Consider the following 24,720-nt stretch of genomic DNA (forward strand, 5'->3'; position numbering starts at 1 on the left):
CAGCGCCGCCCTCATCCGCCCTTCGGGCACCGTCTCCCCGTATTGTGACGGGGAGAGGAAGAGCGCTTCCCTTACGCGAACGCGCCGTGGCAGTGCTTGTATTTCTTGCCGGAGCCGCAGGGGCAGGCTTCGTTGCGGCCAACCTTGCCCCAGGTCGCCTGGTTGTTCGGGTCGCGGTCCTCGGGGGCGACGACGGCGTTGCTGTCCTGGCGCACCAGAAGCGCGGTCTCACCGTCGCCAAAATCGTTCTCGCCGGTGGTGCCGTCGATATGCGAGCCGAACATGTCGGGCGCTTCCGGCGGCGGGGCTTCGGCGGCCTGGCGGACCAGTTCGACGCGCATCAGCTGCGCGGTGACGGCCTGGCGCAAATTGCCGAGCATTGCCTGAAACAGCTCGAATGCCTCGCCCTTGTATTCCTGCAGCGGATCGCGCTGGGCGTAGCCGCGGAAGCCGACCACCGAGCGCAGATGGTCGAGATTGACGATGTGCTCGCGCCACAGGTGGTCAAGCGTCTGCAGCACCACCGAGCGCTCGACATAATTCATCACTTCAGGCCCGAAACGCTCGGCGCGCTCCCTGGCGGCGGCGTCGGCGGCTTGCGTGATGCGCTCGCGGATGTCGTCCTCCGCAATGCCCTCTTCCTTGGCCCACTCGTCGACCGGCAGGTCGAGGTTGAGGAATTCGGCGACCTCGGCCTTCAGCCCGGCGACATCCCACTGCTCGGCATAGGCGTTTTCGGGAATGGCCTTGGCGACGATCTCGTCGATGACGCCCTCACGCATCTCGGCAATGGTTTCCGACAGGCCCTCGCCGTCCATCAGTTCGATGCGCTGCTCGAACACCACCTTGCGCTGGTCGTTCGAGACGTCGTCATACTTCAACAGGTTCTTGCGGATGTCGAAGTTGCGCGCTTCGACCTTCTTCTGCGCCTTTTCCAGCGCCTTGTTGATCCAGGGATGGATGATCGCCTCGTCTTCCTTGAGGCCGAGCTTCTGCAGCATGCCGTCCATGCGCTCGGAGCCGAAGATACGCATCAGGTCGTCCTGCAGCGACAGGAAGAATTTCGAACGGCCGGGGTCGCCTTGGCGGCCAGAGCGGCCGCGCAACTGGTTGTCGATGCGGCGCGATTCATGGCGCTCGGTGGCCAGCACATAGAGGCCGCCGGCGGCCAGCGCCTTTTCCTTCAGGCGCTCGACATCGGCGTGGATTTCCCTTTCCCGCGCCTCGCGCTCGGGACCTGCAGGCATGTCGCCCAGTTCTTCCTCGATGCGCATCTCGGCGTTGCCGCCGAGCTTGATGTCGGTGCCGCGGCCGGCCATGTTGGTGGCGATGGTGATGGCGCCGGGCTTGCCGGCCTGGGCTACGATCGCCGCCTCGCGCTCGTGGTGGCGGGCGTTCAGTACCTCGAAATCCTTGAAGCCTTCCTTGCGCAGGCGCTCGGCCAGTTGCTCGGACTTCTCGATCGAGGTCGTGCCGACCAGCGTCGGCTGGCCCTTGGCGCTGGCCTCGCGGATCTCCTTGACGATCGCCTTGTACTTCTCCTCAACCGTCCGGTAGACCTCGTCGTCCTCGTCCTTGCGGATGACCGGCAAATTGGTCGGGATCTCGGTGACTTCGAGGCCGTAGATGTTGCCGAATTCCTCGGCCTCGGTCAGCGCCGTGCCGGTCATGCCGGACAGCTTCTTGTAGAGGCGGAAGTAGTTCTGGAAGGTGACGGAGGCGAGCGTCTGGTTCTCCGGCTGGATGGCCACATGCTCCTTGGCTTCCAGCGCCTGGTGCAGGCCTTCCGAATAGCGGCGGCCGGGCATCATGCGGCCGGTGAATTCGTCGATGATGACGATCTCGCCGTTACGCACGATATAGTCCTTGTCCTTCTGGAACAGCCGATGCGCTTTCAGCGCGTTGTTGACGTGGTGAACGATGGCGACGTTCTCGACGTCATAGAGCGACTCGCCCTTCAACAGGTCGGCGTCGCGCAGCAGATTCTCCAGCTTCTCGGTGCCTTCCTCGGTGAAGATCGAGGTCTTCTGCTTTTCGTCGATCTCATAATCCTGCGGCTGCAGTTGGATGATGAAGGTGTCGATCGTGTTGTACATTTCCGAACGGTCCTCGAGCGGACCGGAAATGATCAGCGGCGTGCGCGCCTCGTCGACCAGGATGGAATCGACTTCGTCGACGATCGCGTAATTGTGGCCGCGCTGCACCATCTGGGCGCGCTCATACTTCATGTTGTCGCGCAGATAGTCGAAGCCGAGTTCGTTGTTGGTGGCGTAGGTGACGTCGGCAGCGTAGGCGGTGCTGCGTTCCTCGTCGGACAGGCCATGGACGATGACGCCGACCGAGAGGCCTAGGAATTTGTAGACGCGGCCCATCCATTCGGAGTCGCGCGTGGCGAGATAGTCGTTGACGGTGACAACGTGGACGCCCTTGCCGGCGAGCGCGTTGAGATAGACCGGCAGCGTCGCGACCAGGGTCTTGCCTTCGCCGGTGCGCATCTCGGCGATGCCGCCATTGTGCAGCACCATGCCGCCGATCAGCTGGACGTCGAAGGGGCGCATGCCGAGCACGCGGCGCGCGGCCTCGCGTGCCGTTGCGAAGGCCGGGACCAGCAGGTCGTCAAGGCTGGCGCCATTGGCGATATCCTGGCGGAATTTTTCCGTGCGGCCGGCAAGCTCGGCATCGGAGAGCGCCCGCATCTCGTTTTCCATGGCGTTGATCGCCTCGACGCGGGGCCGGGTTGATTTGACCCGACGGTCGTTGGAGGAACCGAAAACCTTACGGGCGAGACCGCCGAGACTGACCATCCAATGGTCCTTTCGATAGAATTCTCAATCTTGAGACAGGCGCCGGCCGGCCCCATCAAATCCGCGTGAACGCACCGCCTGAATGCGGGCAAACACAAAAAGCGCCCGGAAAACGGTTCTGGACGCCAAGTCGTTGGACAGATAAGAGGGGGCTCAACTGATGTCAACGCCGCGCTGGCCATGCCGGTCGCGCCAAATTCCGCCACAATCTGGCTGATCTGGAAGCCATCCCTCCTTACAATCCTTCACCGGAGTCATCCTTATGTCCTTGTTGTTCCGCCGTGCGTCGCTCGCCAGCCTTGGCTTGGCCTTCGGCCTGTCGGCTCTTTGCCTGTCGCCGCTGATGGCGCAGGAGACCGCTCCTGCTGCTCCGGCCGATGCGGCGGCACCCGCGGCGGCGCCGGTCGATCCGAACGCCGTGGTCGCCACGGTCAACGGCCAGCCCCTGACTGAAGCCGATCTGGTGCTTGCCGAAGGCGAGCTGTCGCAGCAATTCGCGCAGCTGCCGCCCGAGCAGCGCCGCGCCGCGGCCCTTTCGGCGGCCATCGAGATCCGCGTCATGGCAGCCAAGGCCGTTACCGACGGTCTCGACAAGGATCCCGACTTCCAGCGCCGCATGGCCTTCCTGCAGCAGCGCGCGCTGCATGGCGAGATGGTCGAGAAGGGCGTCGTCGACAAGGTCACCGACGCCGAGGTCCGCGCCCGCTACGACCAGGAAATCGCCAACACGCCGCCGGCCAACGAGGTACATGCCCGTCACATCCTCGTGAAGACGAAGGAAGAGGCCGAGGCGATCATCAAGCAGCTCGACGGCGGCGGCGATTTCCAGAAGCTCGCCAACGAGCACACCAGCGATCCCTCGGGCAAGTCCAATGGCGGCGACCTCGGCTGGTTCGGACCTGGCCAGATGGTGCCGGAGTTCGACAAGGCGGCCTTCGCGCTCGATGTCGGCAAATACACCGAGCAGCCGGTGCAGACGCAGTTCGGCTGGCATGTCATCAAGCTCGAGGACAAGCGGGCCAAGCAGCCGCCGGCCTTCGACGAGGTGAAGGACCAGGCCAAGCAGGCCGTCATCCGCGACAAGTATTTCGCGCTGGTCAAGTCGCTGCGCGCCGATGCCAAGGTCGAGATCCCCGACGCCAAGCTGAAGCAGGCCGTCGATACGATGGAAGCCGGCAAGTAAGCCTGGACGTTTTTTCAAAAAGGGCGCGGCAGCCAAGGGTTGCCGCGCCCTTTTTTTTGGTGTCGCCGATGCCGTTATCCACCGGGCGCCGCTATGCCTTGCAGGAGATAGCGGACCATCTTGCGTATCGTCGCCTCAGGCTCGTCGAGCCGGTTGGTCAAGAGATGCCGCCAGGCATAGGAAGCGACGAGGTCGGCGACGACGCCAGGGTCGATATCGCTGGGGATCTCGCCCCTTGCCTTGGCGCGCTCGATGATCAGGCCGGTGTGGGTGCGGCGTCCTCCGGCATAACCGGCAAGGGCCGCGGCCGCGGTTTCATCCGACTGCGCCTCGGCGATCAGCGACCTGAACACGTTGCCCGACGATGTCTCGCGCCAGTGCGCGAACAGATTGACCAGGAAGCCGACGAGATCCTGTTCCAGGCTTCCCGTATCGGGGACGTCGACGCGCTTCTGGCGCTGGTAGACTTCGAGCAGCAGGGCCGCCTTGCTCGGCCACCAGCGATAGATGGTCGGCTTGCCGGCGCGGGCGCGCCGCGCCACCGCCTCGATCGAGAAGCCGGCATAACCGGCCTCGATCAGCACGGCCTCGGCAGCCTCCAGAATCGCTTCGGCGCTGTCGGGGTTGCGCCTGGCGCCAATCGATCTGCGTGCCGGATCGGCGATTTCGCTCATTGGCCGTTCCTCCTGAAGCGGGTCTCGTCTCGGCTGGAACAACAACCCGCCAGCAACTCTTTTGCCTCACCACATTCTTGCTCGGACAGGAACCATCCGAAGCACCAGCGCTCGTTTTCCTGTCAGCATTCGTGCGGACGCCAAATGAAGCCATTTGGCCGCAAAAGCGCTGATGCCAACATATGCTCACATTGAGATGTTCATACATCATCGCTTGACGAAACGGAACGGTTCGTTCTACCCATCGGAACGTTCCGTTCCGATGGGTATCGCCATGACGACCATTATCGCATCCGGCTCCGCGCCCGCCGAGACGACGATTTCGAGTTGGATGACCTTTCTGCTGGCAGCCGCCTGCGGGCTGATTGTTGCCAATATCTATTATGCACAACCGCTGATCGGCCCGATCGGCGCCGAACTTGGCCTGCCGCCACATGCGGCGGGCCTGATCGTTACGATGGCTCAGATCGGCTACGGGGTGGGCCTGCTGTTCATTGTGCCGCTAGGCGACCTCATGGAGAACCGCAGGCTCGTGCTTGGCATACTCGCCGTTGCAACGCTCGCCTTGCTTGGCGCGGCAATTTCGACGCAGCCAATGGCTTTTCTGGCCGCGATGCTGTTTGTCGGCCTTGGCTCGGTCGCGGTGCAGATGCTCATCCCCTATGCGGCGCACCTTGCGCCGGAAGCAAGGCGTGGCCGCGTGGTCGGCAATGTCTCGGTGGGATTGCTGCTGGGTATCATGCTGTCACGCCCGTTTTCCAGCTTCATCACCGCGCTGTCGTCCTGGCATGTGGTCTACTTCGCCTCTTGCACCGTCATGATCCTGCTGGCCGTGGTGCTGCGGTTCGCGCTGCCCAGGCGCGTGCCGACGGCGCGTCTGAGCTACGGCGCGCTGCTGGCGTCAATGGTGCATATTGCGCGCACGACGCCGGTCCTGCGCCGGCGGGCTCTCTACCAGGCATTCCTTTTCGCGGCTTTCAGCCTGTTCTGGACGACGACGCCGCTGCTGCTGGCCGGTCCAGATTTCAGCTTGACGCAGCGCGGCATCGGCTTGTTTGCTTTGGCCGGCGTCGCCGGCGCAATCGCCGCGCCGCTCGCCGGCAGAGCCGCCGACCGCGGATGGAGCCGGCCGGCAACCGCCTTTGCCATGTTGTGCGTCGCCGTCGCGTTTCTCGTAACCCACATCGCCCGCAGCGGTTCGCCGCTTTCGCTGGCGCTGCTCGTCGCCGCCGCCATCGTCCTCGACTTCGGCGTGCAGACCAACCTTGTCCTGGGCTATCGGGACCTGTTCGCGCTCGGCGCCGAACATCGCAGCCGTCTCAACGGGCTCTACATGGCGACGTTCTTCATCGCCGGCGCAATCGGCTCGGGCGTTGGCGGCTGGGCGTATGCTCAAGGCGGCTGGCCACTGGTGTCCTGGATCGGCCTGGCACTGCCGGTTGCAGGACTGCTCTGTTTCGCCACCGAATTCATATCGCGCGAAAGCGCGTGAATTCGCGCCAGCTCGTCGGCGATGTCGAGCGCGTCGTTGACCGGATTGGCTAGCGTCACGGCCTCGGCATAGGTGCCGTTGCCGATGAAGCGCCACGCGCCGCGCCGGCTCAGCGTCGGCGCTCAGCGGCAAAAACCCCAGAAATGCCCATGCGAGGATCGCAAGCCTGCCCATGGGGCGCAATCATGGCGCCACAGGCGCCGGCGACGCCAACAGATTTGAAATGAAGGCTTAATCCGGCGTGGTTGGCCGCCCCGGCAGGCGCGGCGAAAACGCCCTTGCGCCCGCGCGCCGTATCGGGCAAACCGGCCTTCCCTTGCGATTTTCCCGCCCGAGGTCTCCATGTCCACGACGATTTCACCGCTCGCGCCGAAGAAATACCCCAAGATGCCGGTCATCGAAGGGGTGCGCATCGCCACCGCCGAAGCGGGGATAAAGTACAAGAACCGCACCGATCTCCTGGCCATGGTGTTCGACGCCGGCACCACGGTCGCCGGCGTGTTCACCAAGTCGAAATGCCCCTCGGCGCCGGTCGATTTCTGCCGCCAGAACCTTGGCGCCGGCAAGGCGCGGGTGCTGGTCGTCAATTCCGGCAACGCCAACGCCTTCACCGGCAAGAAGGGCCGCGACTCCACCGCGCTGACCGGCGAGGCCGCGGCCAAGGCCGCCGGCTGCACGGTAAGTGAGGTTTTCCTGGCATCGACCGGTGTCATAGGCGAGCCGCTCGACACAACCAAGTTCAGCCATCTGCTTGCCGGGTTGGTCAGTGATGGCAAGCCCGACCTGTGGACCGAGGCGGCAAAGGCCATCATGACCACGGACACCTATCCGAAGGTGGCGACGCAGACGATCAAGCTCGGCGACACCGAAGTCACCATCAACGGTATCTCCAAGGGCGCCGGCATGATTGCTCCCGACATGGCGACGATGCTCTCCTTCATCGCCACCGACGCGCCGATCGCGGCCCCAGTGCTGCAGGATCTGTTGTCGCGCGGCACGGCCAAGACCTTCAACGCCGTGACCGTCGACAGCGACACCTCGACCAGCGACACGCTGCTGATCTTCGCCACCGGCAAGGCCGCAAAGCGCGGCGCGCCTGAGATCACCGACCCGAAAGATGCACGACTGGGCCAGTTCCGCCGGGCGCTCGGCAAGGTGCTGAAGTCGCTGGCGCTGCAGGTGGTGCGCGACGGCGAGGGCGCCCGCAAGCAGGTCGAGGTGACCGTCACCGGTGCGAAATCGGCCCGCTCGGCCAAGCGCATCGCGCTGTCGATCGCCAATTCGCCGCTGGTCAAGACGGCGGTCGCCGGCGAGGATGCCAATTGGGGCCGTGTCGTCATGGCCGTCGGCAAGGCAGGCGAGCCCGCTGACCGCGACAGGCTGTCGATCTGGTTCGGCGACAACCGGCTGGCGCATGAGGGCGAGCGTGATCCGGCCTATTCGGAAGAAAAGACCTCCGCCTACATGAAGCGCGACGATATTCGTATCCGCGCCGATATCGGCATCGGCCGCGGCAAGGCAACGGTGTGGACCTGCGATCTCACCAAGGAATACGTTGTCATCAATGGCGATTATCGGAGCTGACGGTTTTGGCTTCCAGGCATCCGGCAAGCATGCTCGCGATCGTGCGTCGCTACGAGGCGGCCGGCTTTCGCGCCTGGCCGGCGGCGGCCGTCCATTATGACGGCACCTGGGTGGTGCGGCTGACAGCCGGCCATCCGGCCAAGCGGCTGAATTCGGTCAACCCGCTCGATCCCGGCGACATCCAGCACATCGCCGACCGTATCGGCCGGGCCAGCCGCCGTTTCGATGCCTATGGAAGGCCGCTGACGTTCCGCATGTCGCCGCTCTCGGGCCCAGATCTGGCCAATCATCTCGACAAGGAGGGCTGGAGCCGGTTCGACGAATCGTTGGTCATGCGGCTGCCGCTGGCCGATGCCCAGCTCGACGCCGCCATGGACCAGATTCCGCTCAAGGACATCAGCCGCTTCATCGGCGCGTCGCTCAAGGTCAGCGGCTCGGACGTTTCGCTGCGGCCCGGCCTGTCGGAGATCATAGGCGCCATCCAGCCCGAGGCCGGGCTGTTCGCGCTCGAGGATGGAGCAGAGGCGCTGGCGACGCTGATCTGCGTGCATGACGGCGATCTTGCCGGCCTGTTCGAGGTCGCCACCGACAAGTCGGCGCGCAACAAGGGCCACGGCCGCAACCTGATCCTGTCGGCGCTCAAGTGGGCCAGGCTACGCGGCGCGCGCGAAGCCTGGCTGCAGGTCGAGGCCGGCAATGCGCCGGCGCTTGCGCTCTACCATTCACTCGGCTTCGAGGAAGTCTACCGATACCACTACCGCCGGCCGCCCGGTCATGAATGAAGTTGGGCATGAATGATCTGGTGAATACCGGCAAGCGCCTGCTCCTGGTCGCGGCCTGCGCGCTGGTCGACGCCGACGGCCGCGTGCTCCTGGCGCAGCGGCCGCCAGGCAAGCAGCTTGCCGGCCTGTGGGAATTTCCCGGCGGCAAGGTGGAGCTCGGCGAGACGCCGGAACAATGCATCGTCCGTGAACTGCATGAGGAGATCGGCATCGAGACCGAGATCCCGTGCCTGGCGCCGCTCACCTTCGCCAGCCATTCCTATGACGACTTCCATCTCCTGATGCCGCTGTTTGTGTGCCGCCGCTTCCGGGGCATTGCGCAGCCCAGGGAAGGGCAGGCGCTGAAATGGGTGCGGCCAAAGCAGATGCGCGACTATCCGATGCCGCCGGCCGACGCGCCGCTGATTCCGTTCCTCATCGATCTGCTCTGAGGATTTGTTTTGACGCAATTCCGGACGGAAAACCGCTTCACACTTTTCCTCGAATTGCTCTGACGATCGGGACCACGGTCCATATCAGCCAGCGTTAATGGAAGATTTATCTCATCATGAAAAATTGATGCATGGCCGTGTCCTTGCGGCCGCGTCGCCAATTCGCTGGGGAGCGATCGTATGAGCCTGGACAGGGATTGGGATTCGATCCGGCCCGACCGCAGCTTTCGTGCCGCCGATGCGGGCATGGGCATCCTGCGCATCACGCTGCTGTTCGGGTCGGCCGCGGCGGCGCTGGCGCTGATCGCGACCCCTTTCCTCGACCGCCAGACGCACTCGCAATCGGCGCGCGATGATTTTTCCGGCGGTCTCGACATGACGGCGACCGGCTCGATCAGCCATCGCGGCACCTACACGGTGCGCCGCAGCGTGCTGCAGCCGCAGCCCGATTCAGTCTGCATCATCGGTTCCGACGGCAGGACCAGCGGCGACTGCTGACATGGTTAAGATATTTTGGAGACGGGGGCGGTTTCACCGCCTGTTAAGGCTTTGCCATTAACCTTTCTTAACAGATCGGCGGTAAAGTCCAGGCAAGGGGGATCGAGGTTATGAAAACAATGCTTCTGCGTTTTCTGGCAGATGAAACCGGCGCCACAGTCGTCGAGTACGCCCTGATCGTCGCGGTGCTGTCGCTGACGATCATCGGCGGTATCGGCCAGGTCTTCAACTCGATCACCTGGCTGTTTAGCGACAACACCAGCAGGCTTTCGAACGCCTTCGCTTCGCCTTGACCGCAATCGCGACGAGCGCATCAGGATTCGCCGGAACCCTCCAGTATAGCCTTCAGCGAGACCTTGGCTGAACCGGGCTTCAGTGGTTTCTGCTGCGACGCATCGGGGGCCCAGCCAGACATCCACACCATCGAGAAACTTGCCCGGATTCTACCGTCGGGGTCGGAAAACCGCTCGGCGTAGATTTCCGCGGCACGGGCAAACAGTCTACGCGTGCCCGGCCGCCGGCTGCGATCGGCAAGGGCGCTGGTTTCGCCCATGGCGCGAAGGTCGGCCATCAGGGCAAACAAATTGGCATAGCGCACCCTCACGGTCTCGACGTCGGCGACCGGCAGAGCAAGACCGGCGCGCTGCAGCAGCGCACCGGCATCGCGCACGTCGGTGAAGGGTATGACGCGCGGGCTGACGCCGCCATAGAGTTCGGTCTCGGCCGCAAGCAGGCACTCGCGCAACTCACTGAGTGTGCCGGCGCCAGCGAAGGCGCCGAGGAAAAGCCCGTCCGGCCGCAGCGCGCGGCGGATCTGAATCAGCATGCCGGGAATGTCGTTCATCGCCTGCAGCGACAGAAGCGACACCGCCAGATCGAGGCTTTGCGGCTCGAACGGCACGGTTTCCAGCGGTGCGACCAAGCCGGCGGCACCATCGAGGAAAACCGCGTCCGTCTCGACGCGGACGATCTCCGTCACCTTGCCGCTCGCGGCGAGCACATTGGCCGCGGCCGGCGTCTGGCAAAACAGCACCGCGGCCTTGCCGAACCTGCGCTCGACGGCACCCAGCCGGTCGGCAAGGTCCTCGGCGGCGCGGTTCATGAGGAAATCGGCACCGTCGACCGGATGGGTGAGCGCACGCCACTTGTGCGCCAGCCACAGTGAGGTATCGATAATAGGCTGCAACGGGCGGATCCTTGTTTGTCCACGCCCTGATATAGTTGGTATGATGGCACGGAGAACCAACCACGTGGCCGATCCGATGCCAGAGATCAAGTCCATCGGGATCAGGAACCTCACCCGATCGGCCCTCGGCTGGCCGGCGCGTATCCTGTTTCCGCCGGTCTGCGCCGGCTGCCGCCGTCATGTCTCGCAACCCGGGGTGCTGTGCGGCGCCTGCTGGCCGAAGCTGCGGCTCCTGGAACGGCCGTGGTGCCCGGTGATGGGCACGCCGTTCACCCACCATATGGGCGAGGGCTTTCTGTCGGCCGAGGCGATCGCCGATCCGCCGCCCTTCGAACGGGCGCGGGCAGCCGTCGCCTATTCCGGCGTTGCCCGCCAGATGGTGCAAGGCCTGAAATATCAGGATCGCACCGATCTTGCGCCCTGGATGGCGCGCTGGATGGTGCGGGCGGGCGCCGATCTCATCGCCGAAGCCGATGTGGTTGTGCCGGTGCCGCTGCACTGGCGGCGTTTTTTCCGGCGACGGTTCAACCAATCGGCGGAATTGGCGCGTGCGGTCTGCGAACTCAGCGGGCTGTCTTTCGCGCCCGCCGCCATGCGGCGCGTGAAACTCACCCGCCAGCAGGTCGGGCTGGAGCGGCAGGAGCGCGAGGAGAATGTGCGGGCCGCCTTTCGGGTGCCGGTCGAGGCGGAAATCGAGATCGCCGGCCGCAGGGTGCTCCTGATCGATGACGTCTACACGACCGGCGCCACCGTGCGCGCCGCCACCAAGGCGCTGAAAAAAGGGGGCGCCGGAGCCGTCGACGTGCTGACCTTTGCCCGCGTGTTGCCGGGGGACTTCCGGGCGGACGAGTCCGCGACTATATAAGTCGGCAACGAAAGTGGAAATTCGTCATGGTGGATGTCACGATCTATACGCGCATGATGTGCGGCTACTGCACGGCAGCCAAACGGCTGCTGGAGCGCAAGGGCGTTGCCTATACCGAGCACGACGCTTCATTTTCGCCGGAGCTGCGCCAGGAGATGATCTCGCGCGCTCACGGCCGCACGACCTTTCCGCAGATTTTCATCGGCGAGACGCATGTCGGCGGCAGCGACGACCTCCACGAGCTGGAGGCCGAAGGCCGGCTCGACAAACTGCTCGCCAACGGCGCGACGATTTGAGGATTGATGATGGGTGTTTTCAAGGCTGCCGCCGTCCAGATGCGTTCAGGCGAAAGTCCCGAGCGCAATGCGGTCGATCTAGAGCGGCTGGTGCGTGAAGCGGCAGGCCAGGGCGCTACCTACATCCAGACGCCGGAAATGACCGGGGCGCTGATCCGCGACAAGCAAGCGCGCGCAGCCTCCTTCACCTCCGAGGACAAGGACATCATCGTGGCGACCGCGCGCGGGTTGGCGCGCGAACTCGGGGTCTTCCTGCATATCGGCTCGACAGCCATCCTGCGCGCCGACGGCAAGCTCGCCAACCGGGCGCTGCTGTTTGGCCCGGATGGCGCCACGCTCGCCACATATGACAAGATCCACATGTTCGACGTCGACCTCGACAATGGCGAGAGCTGGCGCGAATCCTCAGCCTATGAACCGGGCACCGAGGCCGTCGTGACCGGGGTTGCCGGCGCCAGGCTGGGCTTTGCGGTCTGCTACGACCTGCGGTTTCCCCAATTGTTCCGCGCCGAGGCGCTGGCCGGCGCCGATATTCTGACCGTGCCCGCCGCCTTCACCCGCCAGACCGGCGAGGCGCACTGGCATGTGCTGCTGAGGGCGCGCGCCATCGAGAACGGTGCCTTTGTGGTCGCCGCCGCGCAAGGCGGCCTGCACGAGGATGGCCGCGAGACCTATGGCCATTCGCTGATCGTCGATCCCTGGGGCCGCGTCATCGCCGAAGCCGCGCATGACGAGCCGGCGGTGATCGTCGCCGAGATCGACCCGGCGCAGTCGCTTGCGGCGCGCAAGAAGATCCCGAATTTGAAGAATGCGCGGGAGTTCGACATCAATGCCGGCGAGGTCGACGCGCCGCGCCTCAGGGGTGCTGCCTCTTGATCCGCTTTTCCCTGATCTGCGAAAACGAGCACGAGTTCGAGGGCTGGTTTCGCAGCAATGACGATTTCGATACCCAGAAGAAGCGCGGCTTTGTCGATTGCCCCAGCTGCGGCTCGCACAAGGTAGAGAAGGCCCTGATGGCGCCGGCGGTTTCGACGGCCCGCAAGCAGGAGACCATCGCGCTCGCCATGGGCGAGGCGCAGAAACGGGCCCTGGCGCAACTCAAGGCCATGGCCGAGAAGGTGCGCGAGAATGCCGACTATGTCGGCGACAAGTTCGCCGAGGAAGCGCGGAAAATCCATTTCGGCGAAACAGATCCGCGCGGCATCTATGGCGAGGCGACGCTCGAAGAGGCCAAGAGCCTTGCCGAGGACGGCGTCGAGTTCATGCCGATCCCGGTGTTTCCGGACGACCGCAACTGAGCGGTTAGCTCACGCTTGCGATCAATTTGCCAAGCAGCCGGGCCAGCATCTCCCGTTCGGCGTCGCTTAGACCGGCGAGAATTTCATGCTCGTTGGCGACGTGGGCGGTCAAGGCCTCGTCGATCAAGGCCAGACCTTTCCCGGTAAGCCGCACGACAATACCGCGCCGGTCATTGGGGTGCGGGCCGCGCAAGATCAATCCGGCCTTCTCCAGCCGGTCGAGCCGGTTGGTCATGGCGCCCGATGTCACCATCGTCGCTTCATAGAGAGCGGTGGGCGTCAGCGCGTACGGGGCTCCGGAGCGGCGCAGCGTCGCCAGCACGTCGAATTCGCCGGCCTGCAGTCCGAAACGGGCAAACAGCGGGGCGAGGCGATCACGCGCGATCAGCGACGAGGCTTCGTTCAATCGCCCGAGCACCGCCATCGGCGAGACGTCCAGATCCGGCCGCTCCCGTTTCCACTGCTCGACCGCCTTTGTCGCGCGATCCATTTGTCTCACCATTAAATATCTTGACATTAAGAATCTTTGCGTTATCTTACCTCAAGATACAGAGCCGGCCAAGCGCCGCAAGTGCCGAATGAGTGACGGGACCATCCGATGAAGTTTCTCTGGGATTCGGCGCTCGGCCTGCTGGTCGTCACGGGCGGCCTGCTCGGGCTGACGCTGCCCTTCGGCAAGCTCGCCACGGTAGCTGGCGTGCCGGCCATGGTCTGGGCTTTCGTCATCTCGCTCGGTGCCGGCGGCGTGCTTTTGTGCGTACTTTTGTTGCGCGGGGAGCGTGTCCGGCTCACCGCGCACAAATTGCGCTATTTCTTCGTCACGGCCGCCGTGTCCTATGCCGTTCCCAATCTCCTGATGTTCTCGGCCATTCCGCACCTTGGCGCCGGCTACACCGGCATCATGTTCACGCTCTCGCCTGTCATCACGCTGGTGTTCTCGATCCTGCTGCGTGTGCGGCGCCCGAACATGCTGGGCATAGCGGGCATTGCCGTCGGCTTCGTCGGTGCCGTCATGGTGGCGGTGACGCGCGGAGAGGCCGGCCAGCCGGCCGACCTTTTCTGGGTGGTCATGGGCCTGCTCATTCCGGTCAGCCTTGCCGCCGGCAACATCTACCGCACGGTGGATTGGCCTGAAGGCACCGGCCCGATCGAGCTCGCCGTCGGCAGTCATCTGGCGTCGGCGGCGCTGCTGCTCGCCGGTATTCTCACCCTGCTCGGCATCAGGGCCTTCGCGCCGCTCGGCGGCGTGCCGCTGGTCGTCATCGCGCAAGTCGCATCCGCGTCGGCGATGTTCGCCTTCTTCTTCCGGCTGCAGGCGGTCGGTGGCCCGGTCTATCTCAGCCAGATCGGTTATGTCGCCGCCGCGGTCGGTCTGTTTGCCGGCACGATCTTCCTTGGCGAGCACTACCAACTGCTGACCTGGATCGGCGCCGTCATCATCACGGCGGGCGTGTTCATCACCACCAGGGCGCAAAACCAGAAAGCCTGAAGGTCTCAGTTTGTGCCGTCGTCGGCATCGCCACCGGGCTGCGGCCGAGGATGCCGGCTGCCCGCGCCGCCTGCGGCACGAATTCCGGAACGCTTGGTCGGTCAGACCGATCCTTTCTCCGCCAGCACCATGTAGTTGACATCCATGTCCTTCGATCGCGCCCAGCGATCGGCGAGCGGATTGTAGGTGACGCCGGTGCGGTCGATGATCGTCAGGCCGGCGCCGCCAAGCGCCTTTTCCAGCTCTTCGGGGCGGACCAGCTTGCCGAACTGGTGGGTGCCGCGCGGCAGCCAGCGCAGCACGTATTCGGCGCCGATGATGGCCAGGCCCAGCGCCTTCAGCGTGCGGTTGATGGTTGCCACGAACATGATGCCGCCGGGCCGGACCATCTGCCCGCATTTGGCGACGAACAGCTCGATGTCGGCGACATGCTCGACCACTTCCATGTTGAGGATGACGTCAAATGTCTCGCCGGCGTCGGCAAGGTCCTCGGCCGTCGTGGCGCGGTAGTCGACGCTCACATTGCCTTCGGCGGCATGCAGTTTCGCAACTTCGATGTTTGTTTCGGAGGCATCCGCTCCCACGACTTCGGCGCCAAGCCGTGCCATCGGCTCGCACAAAAGACCGCCACCGCAGCCGATGTCGAGGATCCGCAGGCCCTCGAACGGCCGCGCGGCGCGTGGGTCACGGCCGAAGCGCGACGCTATCTGGTCGCGGATATAGGAAAGCCGGACCGGATTGAATTTATGCAGCGGACGAAACTTGCCGTTCGGGTTCCACCATTCGGCGGCAAGGGCGGAAAAGCGTTCCACTTCTCCGGCATCGATCGTCGATCGTCGGGGCTCTGGCATCGATTGTCTCCTAGAGCTCTTTGTTGGTCGCAATTCCGAACGGAAAACCGCTTCACACTTTTCCTGGAACGGCTTCAGAGCGCTAGGAAGTCGGGCGTGGGGGAGCGAATGTCAAGGCAGCTTTTTTCAATGCTGCCAAACAGGATCCGTCAGACCTCAGCTGGTCTTGTCCAGCACGTCGCGCAGTTTCGCGGCCAGTTGCTCGATGGTGAACGGCTTGGCCAGGAAGTGCACGTCATGGTCGAGCACGCCGTTATGGACGACCGCGTTCCTGGTGAAGCCGGTGGTGAAGATGACTTTCAGTCCGGGCTGGCGCCCGACTGCCTCCTCGGCGAGCTTGCGGCCGTTCATCACCGGCATGACGATATCGGTGAACAGCAGGGCGATGCCTGAGGTCGCGGCGAGCTTCTCGAGGGCCTCCGGGCCGCTTGCGGCATGGATGACGGTGTAGCCGAGTTCGCGCATGGCGTCCGTCGTGGCGGCCCGCACGCGGGCATCGTCCTCGACGACGAGGATTGTCTCGGTGACCTTGACGGAGCTCTTGCCACGCCCTGCGGGTGCTGCTGGCTCCTCCGGCCCGAAAAACCGCGGCAGATAGATCTTGATCGTCGTTCCTTCACCCGGTTCGGAGTAGATCTTGACGTGGCCGCCCGACTGTTTGACGAAGCCGAACACCTGGCTCAACCCAAGTCCCGTGCCCTTGTTGACCGGCTTGGTCGTGAAGAAGGGTTCGAAGGCCTTGGCGATGATCTCCGGTGGCATGCCGGCGCCGGTGTCGGTCACCGCCACCATCACATATTGGCCAGGCGTGACTTCGGCATGAGTCGAGGCGTAGGCTTCGTCGAGATGGCTGTTGGCGGTCTCAATGGTCAATTTTCCGTCATTGTCCATGGCATCACGGGCATTGACCGCCAGGTTGAGGATCGCGTTCTCGATCTGGCTCGGATCGGCGTGGGTTTTCCACAGGCCGCCCGCCAAAACCGTTTCGATACGGATGCCTTCGCCGAGCGCTCGGTGCAGAAGGTCGGACATGCCGGTCACCAGCCGGTTGGTGTCGACGACCTGCGGCGCCAGCGGTTGCAGACGGGAGAAGGCAAGCAATCGGGAGGTCAGATTGGCGGCACGGCTGGCTGCATCCGTCGCGGCCTCGATGAATTTCTCGATGTCGTTCTCGCCGCGCTTCAGCTTGCGCTGGGCAAGGTTCATGGCGCTGAGGATCACCGCCAGCATGTTGTTGAAATCGTGGGCGATGCCGCCGGTCAGCTGACCGACGGCTTCCATCTTCTGCATCTGGCGGATCTGGGATTCGGCCTTCTCGCGGGTCTCGATCTCGTTGCCGAGCTCGATGTTCTTGCCCATCAGCTCTGCCTGGGCGGTGGCGACCTCGCGGAAGCGGCGGCGGGATTCGCGGATCGTGTAGGCGGCGAGCAGGAAGATGGCGAAGAGGGCCGCCAGCGAGCCGATGCGCAACCAGGTCTCGACCTGGTCGGTGTGCTCGTCGCGCTCGGCAACCGCGGCGCCTCCCATGCGCCGGATCGTGTCCATGCTGGCGCGGACCTCGTCCATGGCGGCTTTGCCCTGGCCGCTGCGGACCAGTCGCAAGGCCCCGGCCACGTCGCCCTTGTCGTAAAGGGCGATCGTCACGGCCAGTTCAGCCTGTTTCTGCGCCAGCGCGTCCTTGATGTGATTGATCTGCTGGGCCAGTTGGTCGTTGGAAGCCGTCATGGCATCGATGCGGGAGAGCTGTCCGGGGATTGCCTCGACGGCCTTCCGATACGGTTCGAGATAGGATTTTTCCCCGGTCAGCAGGTAGCCGCGCTGACCACTTTCGGCATCCTGCGCCATTGAGAGGAGCCCGGAAAGCAGATCCTGGTACTCGATCGTCTCGCGAGCGGCGGCACGATTGGCCCTCTGGCCCTCGACGAGCAGGGCACGGGTGCCGACGATCAATGCCAGCACGGCGAAGCCGGCGACAAGCGGGAGCGATTGCAATCGCGTGGCGCGTCGAAGACGAGCAATCATCTGTTATGCCGAACCAAAAGGAATTCCCCGCGGGCAGCATCTGGTAAGCGGCACGGGCCTGGAAGGCAATATGCCGTCTTGTTGACGCCGGCATTCCGCCGCCAGCCTTGCGAAACCTTCATCATTTGGCTAAGGAGGCCGCGCATTCTGCGACCGGCGCCAGCCGGGCGCTTTCCTCCGCTTTCGGCTCCCAGTTTTTTGGCAAGGGGCCGGCTTCAGTCAAAGGCATTTCGCTTCCATGGCGCGTATCGTGATGAAATTCGGCGGAACCTCCGTCGCCGACATCGCCCGCATCCGCAATGTGGCGCGTCACGTCAAACGTGAGGTCGACGCCGGCCATGAGGTCGCGGTGGTGGTTTCGGCCATGGCCGGCAAGACCAACGAACTGGTTGCCTGGACGCGCGAGGCCTCGCCTATGCATGACGCACGCGAATATGACGCGGTCGTCGCTTCCGGCGAACAGGTCACCGCAGGCCTGCTGGCGATCACCTTGCAGAACATGGGCGTGCACGCCCGCTCCTGGCAGGGCTGGCAGATTCCGATCAAGACCGACAACGCGCATGGCGCGGCGCGCATCCTCGACATTGACGGTGCGTTCCTGATCAAGCGCTTCGGCGAGGGCCAGGTGGCCGTCATCGCCGGCTTCCAGGGCATCGGGCCCGACAATCGCATCGCAACGCTTGGCCGTGGCGGTTCCGACACAAGCGCGGTCGCCATCGCGGCGGCGGTCAAGGCGGACCGTTGCGACATCTATACCGACGTCGACGGGGTCTACACCACCGATCCGCGCATCGAGCCCAAGGCGCGGCGGCTGGCCAAGATCTCCTTCGAGGAAATGCTTGAAATGGCCTCGCTCGGCGCCAAGGTTCTGCAGGTGCGTTCGGTCGAGCTTGCCATGGTGCACAGGGTGCGCACCTTCGTGCGGTCGTCCTTCGACGATCCCGACGCGCCCGGAATGGGGGATTTGCTCAATCCTCCGGGAACGCTCATTTGCGACGAGGAAGAGATCGTGGAACAGCAGGTCGTCACCGGAATTGCCTACGCCAAGGACGAGGCCCAGATTTCGCTGCGCCGCGTCGGCGACCGCCCAGGTGTCGCCGCCGGCATTTTCGGGCCGCTGGCCGAGGCCAACATCAATGTCGACATGATCGTCCAGAACATCTCCGAGGACGGCAAGTTCACCGACATGACCTTCACGGTGCCATCGGGGGACGTCGACAAGGCGCTGGCCGTGCTCGATCGGCTGAAAGCCGAGGTCGGCTACGATGTCGTGCAGTCCGAAGCCGGCATGTCGAAGGTCTCGGTCATCGGCATCGGCATGAGGAGCCATGCCGGTGTCGCCGCCACCGCCTTCAAGGCACTGGCGGACAAGGCGATCAACATTCGCGCCATCACCACCTCCGAGATCAAGATTTCGATACTGATCGACGGTCCGTACACCGAACTTGCGGTTCGCACTTTGCATTCCGTCTACGGTCTGGATAAGCAGTAGCAAGACTGAATCAGTTGTTGCGCGCGTGCCGGCAGCGGCGGAAACTGCGCCGGCAAGTGTTTCATTGGAGAAGAAGCCGCGATGCGTGACCAGGCCAGTGGCCCGCGCGTTTTGCTGAAACGGCTCCGCGAGCTCATGCAGGAGCCGCTGGAGCCGCAGGAGCGGCTTGACCGGATCGTGCGCGACATCGCCTCCAACATGGTGGCGGAAGTTTGCTCGCTCTATGTGCTGCGCGCCGATTCGGTGCTCGAGCTCTACGCCACCGAGGGTCTGAACCCGAACGCCGTCCACCTGGCGCAACTGCGGCTGGGACAAGGCCTGGTCGGCACCATCGCCGCCAGCGCGCGGCCGCTCAACCTCTCCAATGCTCAGGAACACCCGGCCTTTGCCTACCTGCCGGAGACCGGGGAAGAAATCTACAATTCCTTCCTTGGCGTTCCGGTGCTCAGGGCAGGGCGCACGCTGGGCGTCCTCGTCGTCCAGAACAAGACCATGCGTCATTACCGCGACGACGAGGTCGAGGCGCTGGAAACCACGGCGATGGTCATCGCCGAGATGATCGCCACCGGCGACCTGGCGCGGCTGACCCGACCCGGCCTCGAACTCGACTTGCGCCGCCCCGTCAGCTTCACCGGCCTGTCCTTCAACGATGGCGTCGGGCTTGGCCATGTCGTGCTGCACGAGCCGCGCATCGTCGTCACCAATCTGTTCAACGAGGACAGCGAGGAAGAGGTCCGGCGGCTGGAAAGCTCGCTCGGGTCGCTGAGGCTCTCCATCGACGACATGCTGGAGCGCCGCGACGTCGCCTTCGAGGGCGAGCACCGCCAGGTGCTGGAAGCCTACCGCATGTTCGCCAATGACCGCGGCTGGGTGCGGCGCCTGGAAGAGGCCATCCGCAACGGCCTGACGGCAGAGGCCGCGGTGGAAAAGGTGCAGAGCGACATGCGTGCCCGCATGCTGCACATGACCGATCCTTATCTGCGCGAGCGGATGAGCGATTTCGACGACCTCGCCAACCGGCTCCTGCGCCAGCTGATGGGACGCGGGCCGGAAGATGTCGCGGCTTCGCTGCCGAAGGACGCCATCATCGTCGCCCGCTCGATGGGCGCCGCCGAATTGCTCGACTACCCTCGCGACAAGCTGCGCGGGCTGGTGCTGGAGGATGGCGCGGCCACAAGCCATGTCGTCATCGTCGCCCGCGCCATGGGCATTCCGGTCGCCGGCCAGATGAAGGGCGCCGTTTCGATGGCGGAAAACGGCGATGCCATCATCGTCGACGGCGAGGAAGGCACGATCCATCTGCGGCCGCAGTCCGATCTCGAAGCCGCCTATGCCGAAAAAGTGCGTTTCAGGGCGCGCCGGCAAGAGGTCTACCGCGAACTGCGCAAGAAGCCGTCGATGACCAGGGACGGCGTCCAGGTCGACCTGCTGATGAATGCCGGGCTTGCCGTCGACCTGCCGCAACTGGCCGAGGCGGGCGCTGCCGGCATCGGCCTGTTCCGCACCGAGTTGCAGTTCATGGTCGCCTCGACCTTTCCGCGTGCCGAGGCACAGGAAAAACTCTATCGCGACGTGCTGGAGGCCGCACGCGGCAAGCCGGTCACCTTCCGCACCATCGACATTGGCGGCGACAAGGTGCTGCCCTACTTCAAAGGCGCGATCCAGGAAGAGAACCCGGCGCTCGGCTGGCGGGCGATCCGCCTGACGCTGGACCGGCCGGGGTTGTTGCGCACTCAGATCCGCGCCCTGCTGAAGGCCAGCGGCGGGCGCGAGCTCAAGCTGATGCTGCCCATGGTGACCGAGCTCGGCGAAATTGCACAAGCGCGAGAAATCATCGACCGCGAAGTGCGGCATCTGTCGCGCTTCGCTCATCACCTGCCGACCAGCCTCAAGCTGGGCGCGATGCTGGAAGTGCCGTCGCTTCTGTTCCAGCTCGACGAATTGATGAAGGCGGTCGACTTCGTCTCGGTCGGGTCGAACGACCTGTTCCAGTTCGTCATGGCGGTCGACCGCGGCAACACGCAACTGGCCAACCGCTTCGACACGCTGTCGGCGCCGTTTCTGCGCGTCTTGAAGCAGATCGCCGATGCCGGCATCCGCAACCACACGCCGGTGACGCTGTGCGGTGAACTCGCCGGCAAGCCGATCTCGGCGATGGCACTGATCGGCCTCGGCTTCCGCTCGATCTCGATGTCACCGGCCTCGATCGGCCCGGTCAAGGCCATGCTGACGGAATTGCCGCTGGATGAGCTGACGGCGTTCTTCGACGACAATCTGATGGCGCCGGCGCAGGGGCTGCCGATGCGGGCGCTGCTGCAGGCCTTTGCCGACGACCGCTCGATCCCGTTGTAGCATCAAATCATGGTCAATTTGCCCCGCGATCGCATGGATCAAGTCGTCAAGCGTTTCGAGATGCTCGAAGCGCAGATGTCGGCCGGACCGGCGCCGGATGCCTATGTGAAGATGGCGTCCGAGTATGCGGAACTGCAGGACATGGTGGCCAAGGTCAGGGAATTGCGAGCGGCCGAACAGGAGCAGGCCGACCTCGAAGCAATGCTCGCCGACAAGGGCACCGATGCCGAAATGCGGGCGCTTGCCGAGGCGGATCTGCCGGGGGTGGAGGAGCGCATCGAGGCGCTGCAGAAGGACATCCAGATCCTGCTCCTGCCCAAGGATGCCGCCGACGACAAGAACGCCATCCTCGAAATCCGCGCCGGAACCGGCGGCGACGAGGCAGCACTCTTCGCCGGTGACCTGTTTCGCATGTATGAACGCTATGCCGCCGAGCGTGGCTGGAGGTTCGAGACGGTGTCGGCCAGCGACGGCGATGCCGGCGGGTTCAAGGAAATCATCGCCACGGTCTCCGGCAAGGGCGTTTTCGCCCATCTGAAATTCGAGTCCGGCGTGCATCGCGTGCAGCGGGTGCCGGCAACAGAGGCCAGCGGGCGCATTCATACCTCGGCGGCGACGGTGGCGGTGCTGCCGGAAGCCGAAGAGGTCGACATCGAGATCCGTGCCGAAGACATCCGCATCGATACGATGCGCGCCTCGGGTTCGGGCGGCCAGCACGTGAACACCACCGATTCGGCTGTCCGCATCACCCACCTGCCGACCGGCATCATGGTGGTGCAGGCGGAGAAGTCGCAGCACCAGAACCGGGCGAAGGCCATGCAGATCCTGCGCGCCCGGCTGTATGACCTGAAGCGCGGCAAGGCCGACGAGGAGCGTTCCGAATCGCGCAAATCGCAGGTCGGCTCCGGCGATCGCTCGGAACGCATCCGAACCTATAATTTCCCGCAAGGCCGCGTCACCGACCACCGCATCAACCTGACGCTCTACAAGCTCGATCGGGTGATGATGGGCGAACTCGACGAAATCATCGACGCGCTGATCGCCGACCACCAGTCGAAGCTGCTGGCCGATATCGGCCTCGATGGCTGACCCTCTGCCCAAGGCGCTGGGGCCGCTGCTGCGGGAAGCGCGGGCCAGGCTTGTGGCGGCCGGGGTCGATGATCCCGCGCTCGACGCACGGCTGATTGTCGAACATTTTTCCGGCAAGACCCGTACGCAGGTCATCGCCGACCCTGACCATGAGATCGACAGGAACGCCATCGCCGTGATCGACGCCGCCCTGGGGCGTCGAGCCGCCGGCGAACCCGTGCATCGCATCCTGGGCTACCGTGAATTCTACGGTTTGCGCCTGGCGCTGTCGCCGGAAACGCTGGAGCCGCGGCCGGATACCGAAACGCTGGTCGAGGCGGTGCTGCCTTTCGTCAAGACGATTGCCGCGCGGGAGGGTTCGTGCCGCATCCTCGATCTCGGCACCGGGACGGGCGCCATCGCCCTGGCGCTGCTGAGTGCGGTGCCGGCCGCGACCGCCACCGGCGTCGACATCGCAGCCGGAGCGCTGGCGACGGCGGCCCGCAATGCCGTGCAAATCGGGCTTGGTGACCGGTTCGCGACGGTGCGGTCGGACTGGTTCGAAAAAGTTTCCGGCCGGTACCATGTAATTGCCGCAAACCCTCCCTATATACCTTCAAGAGATATTGGAAATCTGCAGGACGAGGTCCGCGATTTCGACCCGCGCTTGGCCCTGGATGGCGGCGTGGATGGGCTGACCCCCTACAGGATCATCGCCGCCGAAGCGGCACCATTTCTGGAAGCAGAAAGCAGGATTGCGGTCGAGATCGGCCACACACAACGCAACGAGGTCAACGACATATTCCGCGCAGCCGGCTACGCTGCGGGCGAGTTGTTTCGCGATCTCGGCGGAAACGACAGGGTTCTTGTCTTTCAATGGGGATAAGCCTTGACGCACTGCGAAAAAACCGCTTGGCAATACCGGGGAATGCGGCTAGGGTCGCCTCAACCGGATGAGACGAAGCAGGCAGTGCTCTTAGCGATTCGGTCCTCCTTGGAAATAGCTGCCTTCTTGCGCAAACGACGCCCAAGCTTCGTGCGGGAATCGTCCGGCAAGTGATGTAACCGGAACAGGATGGCACGTGGCGCCAACGCAATTGATGCGGGCGAACGCCGGTGAAGAAACGAAACGGCTGGCTGCATGAGCGCCTCCGTTCGTGACGAGTTTTCGAAAATTTCAAGATGAAGAGAGTCGAATGAGGCCACAACAGCAGAACAGGCGCATGCGCGGTCGCAATAACAATGGCGGCGGCGGTGGCAACAACAATAACAACAACAACCGCAAGGGCCCGAATCCCCTGACGCGCAACTACGAGAGCAACGGCCCGGACGTGAAGATCCGTGGATCGGCTCAGCAGATCGCCGAGAAATACGCCACCCTGGCCCGTGACGCGCAAAGCTCCGGCGACAGGGTCATGGCGGAGAACTATCTGCAGCACGCCGAACACTATAATCGCATCATTGCCGCCGCGCAGGCGCAGATGCCGATCCAGAACGTCCAGCAGAACCGCGACGATTTCGATGATGACGGTGATGAGGATCGCGACGAGTTTGACAATGCCGGGAACAATGGGGCCGGCAACAGCGGCAACACCGTTTCCGAACCACAAGTACCCGTGATCAACCATGGCGCCGGTCCGCAGCCGGTGATCGAAGGCATGCCGGCGGAGGTCGCGCTGAACCGGGACGGCCGCGACAATCGTGACAATGCCGGGCGTGACAATGCCGGGCGCGACAATAACGGACGAAACAATAACCGCGACAACAATGGCGGGCGCCACCGCGATCGCCGTCCCAATGGCGGCTATGGCCAGAATGGCCAGCGCGATTATGCTTCGTCCGCCGAGCAGGGCGCTCAGCAGCGCAACGAGTTCCCGGGGCAGGCAGAAGTACAGGCAGAGCCCGGTTCGCCGGCCGAGACCGCCGCGGCAGTCGAGCCGGCTCCGCTGTTCGAGAGTTTTTCGCCAGCGGCTCTTGCCGCCCAGGCCGAGCTCAACGAGGCGGCCACCGAGAGCGGTGCCGCTCGCCGTCCGCGTCGTCCGCGCCGTCCACGCGCCAGTGCCGACCAAGTCGACGCCGGCAGCAGCAATGCGGACGCCGGCGAGGTGGCCTCGGTTCCGGCAGACAACGGCAGTTCCGAGCCGGTGATTGCCGACATCGACAACTGATCGGACACCATTTCAAGACGTGGAACGGCGGGGAGAAATCTCCGCCGTTTCCGTTTGGGCTGACGTGGAATATTATGCATTGACCGATATCAATGCGCCTTGAGACGGCATGGTCCATTCACCATATCTCGGCTGAACAGGATCCGGCTCGAATGGGCGGGTCCGTCACCGCAATCTGATCCGGT

23 protein-coding genes are annotated in these 24,720 nt (G+C 64.2%); 17 read left to right on the top strand and 6 right to left on the bottom strand.

What is annotated here, in order from left to right; genetic code table 11:
• Window positions 1-71: 71 nt before the first annotated feature.
• A complete protein-coding gene (gene secA, locus EB231_RS08590; protein WP_172348433.1) occupies window positions 72-2,804 on the bottom strand; it encodes a preprotein translocase subunit SecA in 2,733 nt (910 codons plus the stop codon).
• A 262-nt stretch (window positions 2,805-3,066) separates the two neighbouring features.
• Between secA and EB231_RS08595 the strand changes: the two genes are divergently transcribed.
• Window positions 3,067-3,987, top strand: a complete 921-nt coding sequence (locus EB231_RS08595) for a peptidylprolyl isomerase (RefSeq protein ID WP_172348434.1) — start codon at window positions 3,067-3,069, stop codon at window positions 3,985-3,987.
• 74 nt (window positions 3,988-4,061) lie between these two features.
• Here the strand turns inward: EB231_RS08595 and EB231_RS08600 are convergent, their stop codons facing one another.
• On the bottom strand, window positions 4,062-4,661 hold the full coding sequence (locus EB231_RS08600; RefSeq protein ID WP_172348435.1) for a TetR/AcrR family transcriptional regulator: 600 nt from the start codon (window positions 4,659-4,661) through the stop codon (window positions 4,062-4,064).
• A gap of 274 nt (window positions 4,662-4,935) precedes the next feature.
• Here EB231_RS08600 and EB231_RS08605 point away from each other — a divergent pair, with 274 nt between their 5' ends.
• From EB231_RS08605 to EB231_RS08630, 6 genes are all read left to right on the top strand, one after another.
• Window positions 4,936-6,153 carry an MFS transporter gene (locus tag EB231_RS08605; RefSeq protein ID WP_172348436.1) on the top strand — a complete coding sequence of 406 codons (1,218 nt, stop codon included), beginning with the start codon at window positions 4,936-4,938 and terminating at the stop codon, window positions 6,151-6,153.
• A 342-nt stretch (window positions 6,154-6,495) separates the two neighbouring features.
• Entirely contained in the window at window positions 6,496-7,737 is a 1,242-nt protein-coding gene (gene argJ / locus EB231_RS08610) for a bifunctional glutamate N-acetyltransferase/amino-acid acetyltransferase ArgJ (protein ID WP_172348437.1), read from the top strand.
• A gap of 29 nt (window positions 7,738-7,766) precedes the next feature.
• A complete protein-coding gene (locus EB231_RS08615; protein ID WP_172348438.1) occupies window positions 7,767-8,519 on the top strand; it encodes a GNAT family N-acetyltransferase in 753 nt (250 codons plus the stop codon).
• A gap of 8 nt (window positions 8,520-8,527) precedes the next feature.
• Window positions 8,528-8,950 (top strand): (deoxy)nucleoside triphosphate pyrophosphohydrolase, encoded by a 423-nt coding sequence (locus EB231_RS08620; RefSeq protein WP_172348439.1) that lies wholly within the window; start codon window positions 8,528-8,530, stop codon window positions 8,948-8,950.
• A gap of 180 nt (window positions 8,951-9,130) precedes the next feature.
• Window positions 9,131-9,448, top strand: coding sequence for a hypothetical protein (locus EB231_RS08625; RefSeq protein WP_172348440.1), 318 nt, complete (start codon window positions 9,131-9,133; stop codon window positions 9,446-9,448).
• Window positions 9,449-9,558: 110 nt separating this feature from the next.
• Window positions 9,559-9,741, top strand: coding sequence for a Flp family type IVb pilin (locus tag EB231_RS08630; RefSeq protein ID WP_172348441.1), 183 nt, complete (start codon window positions 9,559-9,561; stop codon window positions 9,739-9,741).
• Window positions 9,742-9,761: 20 nt separating this feature from the next.
• On the opposite strand, the gene EB231_RS08635 is transcribed toward EB231_RS08630, so the two are convergent.
• A complete protein-coding gene (locus EB231_RS08635; protein WP_172348442.1) occupies window positions 9,762-10,634 on the bottom strand; it encodes a methyltransferase domain-containing protein in 873 nt (290 codons plus the stop codon).
• Between the two features lie 64 nt (window positions 10,635-10,698).
• Here EB231_RS08635 and EB231_RS08640 point away from each other — a divergent pair, with 64 nt between their 5' ends.
• From EB231_RS08640 to EB231_RS08655, 4 genes are read left to right on the top strand one after another with little or no spacing between them, the layout of a single operon-like run.
• Window positions 10,699-11,499 carry a ComF family protein gene (locus EB231_RS08640; RefSeq protein WP_172348443.1) on the top strand — a complete coding sequence of 267 codons (801 nt, stop codon included), beginning with the start codon at window positions 10,699-10,701 and terminating at the stop codon, window positions 11,497-11,499.
• Between the two features lie 26 nt (window positions 11,500-11,525).
• Window positions 11,526-11,795 carry a glutaredoxin 3 gene (gene grxC / locus EB231_RS08645; RefSeq protein WP_056576221.1) on the top strand — a complete coding sequence of 90 codons (270 nt, stop codon included), beginning with the start codon at window positions 11,526-11,528 and terminating at the stop codon, window positions 11,793-11,795.
• 9 nt (window positions 11,796-11,804) lie between these two features.
• Window positions 11,805-12,671 carry a carbon-nitrogen hydrolase family protein gene (locus tag EB231_RS08650; RefSeq protein WP_172348444.1) on the top strand — a complete coding sequence of 289 codons (867 nt, stop codon included), beginning with the start codon at window positions 11,805-11,807 and terminating at the stop codon, window positions 12,669-12,671.
• The gene (locus tag EB231_RS08655; RefSeq protein ID WP_172348445.1) at window positions 12,668-13,093 is read left to right on the top strand and encodes a DUF1178 family protein; all 426 of its coding nucleotides are present in this window, start codon (window positions 12,668-12,670) and stop codon (window positions 13,091-13,093) included. The genes EB231_RS08650 and EB231_RS08655 overlap by 4 nt, the downstream gene beginning before the upstream one ends.
• A gap of 4 nt (window positions 13,094-13,097) precedes the next feature.
• Here the strand turns inward: EB231_RS08655 and EB231_RS08660 are convergent, their stop codons facing one another.
• The gene (locus EB231_RS08660) at window positions 13,098-13,583 is read right to left on the bottom strand and encodes a MarR family winged helix-turn-helix transcriptional regulator (protein ID WP_172348446.1); all 486 of its coding nucleotides are present in this window, start codon (window positions 13,581-13,583) and stop codon (window positions 13,098-13,100) included.
• 108 nt (window positions 13,584-13,691) lie between these two features.
• Between EB231_RS08660 and EB231_RS08665 the strand changes: the two genes are divergently transcribed.
• Window positions 13,692-14,582, top strand: coding sequence for a DMT family transporter (locus EB231_RS08665; protein WP_172348447.1), 891 nt, complete (start codon window positions 13,692-13,694; stop codon window positions 14,580-14,582).
• A 101-nt stretch (window positions 14,583-14,683) separates the two neighbouring features.
• Here the strand turns inward: EB231_RS08665 and ubiG are convergent, their stop codons facing one another.
• Window positions 14,684-15,433, bottom strand: coding sequence for a bifunctional 2-polyprenyl-6-hydroxyphenol methylase/3-demethylubiquinol 3-O-methyltransferase UbiG (gene ubiG / locus EB231_RS08670; protein WP_056576239.1), 750 nt, complete (start codon window positions 15,431-15,433; stop codon window positions 14,684-14,686).
• Between the two features lie 156 nt (window positions 15,434-15,589).
• Window positions 15,590-17,455, bottom strand: a complete 1,866-nt coding sequence (locus EB231_RS08675; protein WP_172348448.1) for a CHASE3 domain-containing protein — start codon at window positions 17,453-17,455, stop codon at window positions 15,590-15,592.
• A 238-nt stretch (window positions 17,456-17,693) separates the two neighbouring features.
• On the opposite strand from EB231_RS08675, the gene EB231_RS08680 reads away from it, so the two are divergent.
• The 5 genes from EB231_RS08680 to EB231_RS08700 all read left to right on the top strand — a co-directional run bounded on the left by EB231_RS08680 (window position 17,694) and on the right by EB231_RS08700 (window position 24,535).
• Window positions 17,694-18,947, top strand: a complete 1,254-nt coding sequence (locus EB231_RS08680) for an aspartate kinase (protein WP_096450605.1) — start codon at window positions 17,694-17,696, stop codon at window positions 18,945-18,947.
• An 81-nt stretch (window positions 18,948-19,028) separates the two neighbouring features.
• Entirely contained in the window at window positions 19,029-21,299 is a 2,271-nt protein-coding gene (gene ptsP / locus EB231_RS08685) for a phosphoenolpyruvate--protein phosphotransferase (RefSeq protein ID WP_140772246.1), read from the top strand.
• A 9-nt stretch (window positions 21,300-21,308) separates the two neighbouring features.
• A complete protein-coding gene (gene prfA, locus EB231_RS08690; protein WP_172348449.1) occupies window positions 21,309-22,388 on the top strand; it encodes a peptide chain release factor 1 in 1,080 nt (359 codons plus the stop codon).
• Window positions 22,381-23,253 carry a peptide chain release factor N(5)-glutamine methyltransferase gene (prmC, locus tag EB231_RS08695; RefSeq protein ID WP_172348450.1) on the top strand — a complete coding sequence of 291 codons (873 nt, stop codon included), beginning with the start codon at window positions 22,381-22,383 and terminating at the stop codon, window positions 23,251-23,253. Before prfA ends, prmC begins: the two co-directional genes overlap by 8 nt.
• A gap of 310 nt (window positions 23,254-23,563) precedes the next feature.
• Window positions 23,564-24,535, top strand: a complete 972-nt coding sequence (locus EB231_RS08700) for a DUF4167 domain-containing protein (RefSeq protein WP_172348451.1) — start codon at window positions 23,564-23,566, stop codon at window positions 24,533-24,535.
• Window positions 24,536-24,720: the final 185 nt, after the last annotated feature.

It is taken from the genome of Mesorhizobium sp. NZP2298 (genome assembly GCF_013170825.1).
Taxonomy (GTDB): domain Bacteria; phylum Pseudomonadota; class Alphaproteobacteria; order Rhizobiales; family Rhizobiaceae; genus Mesorhizobium.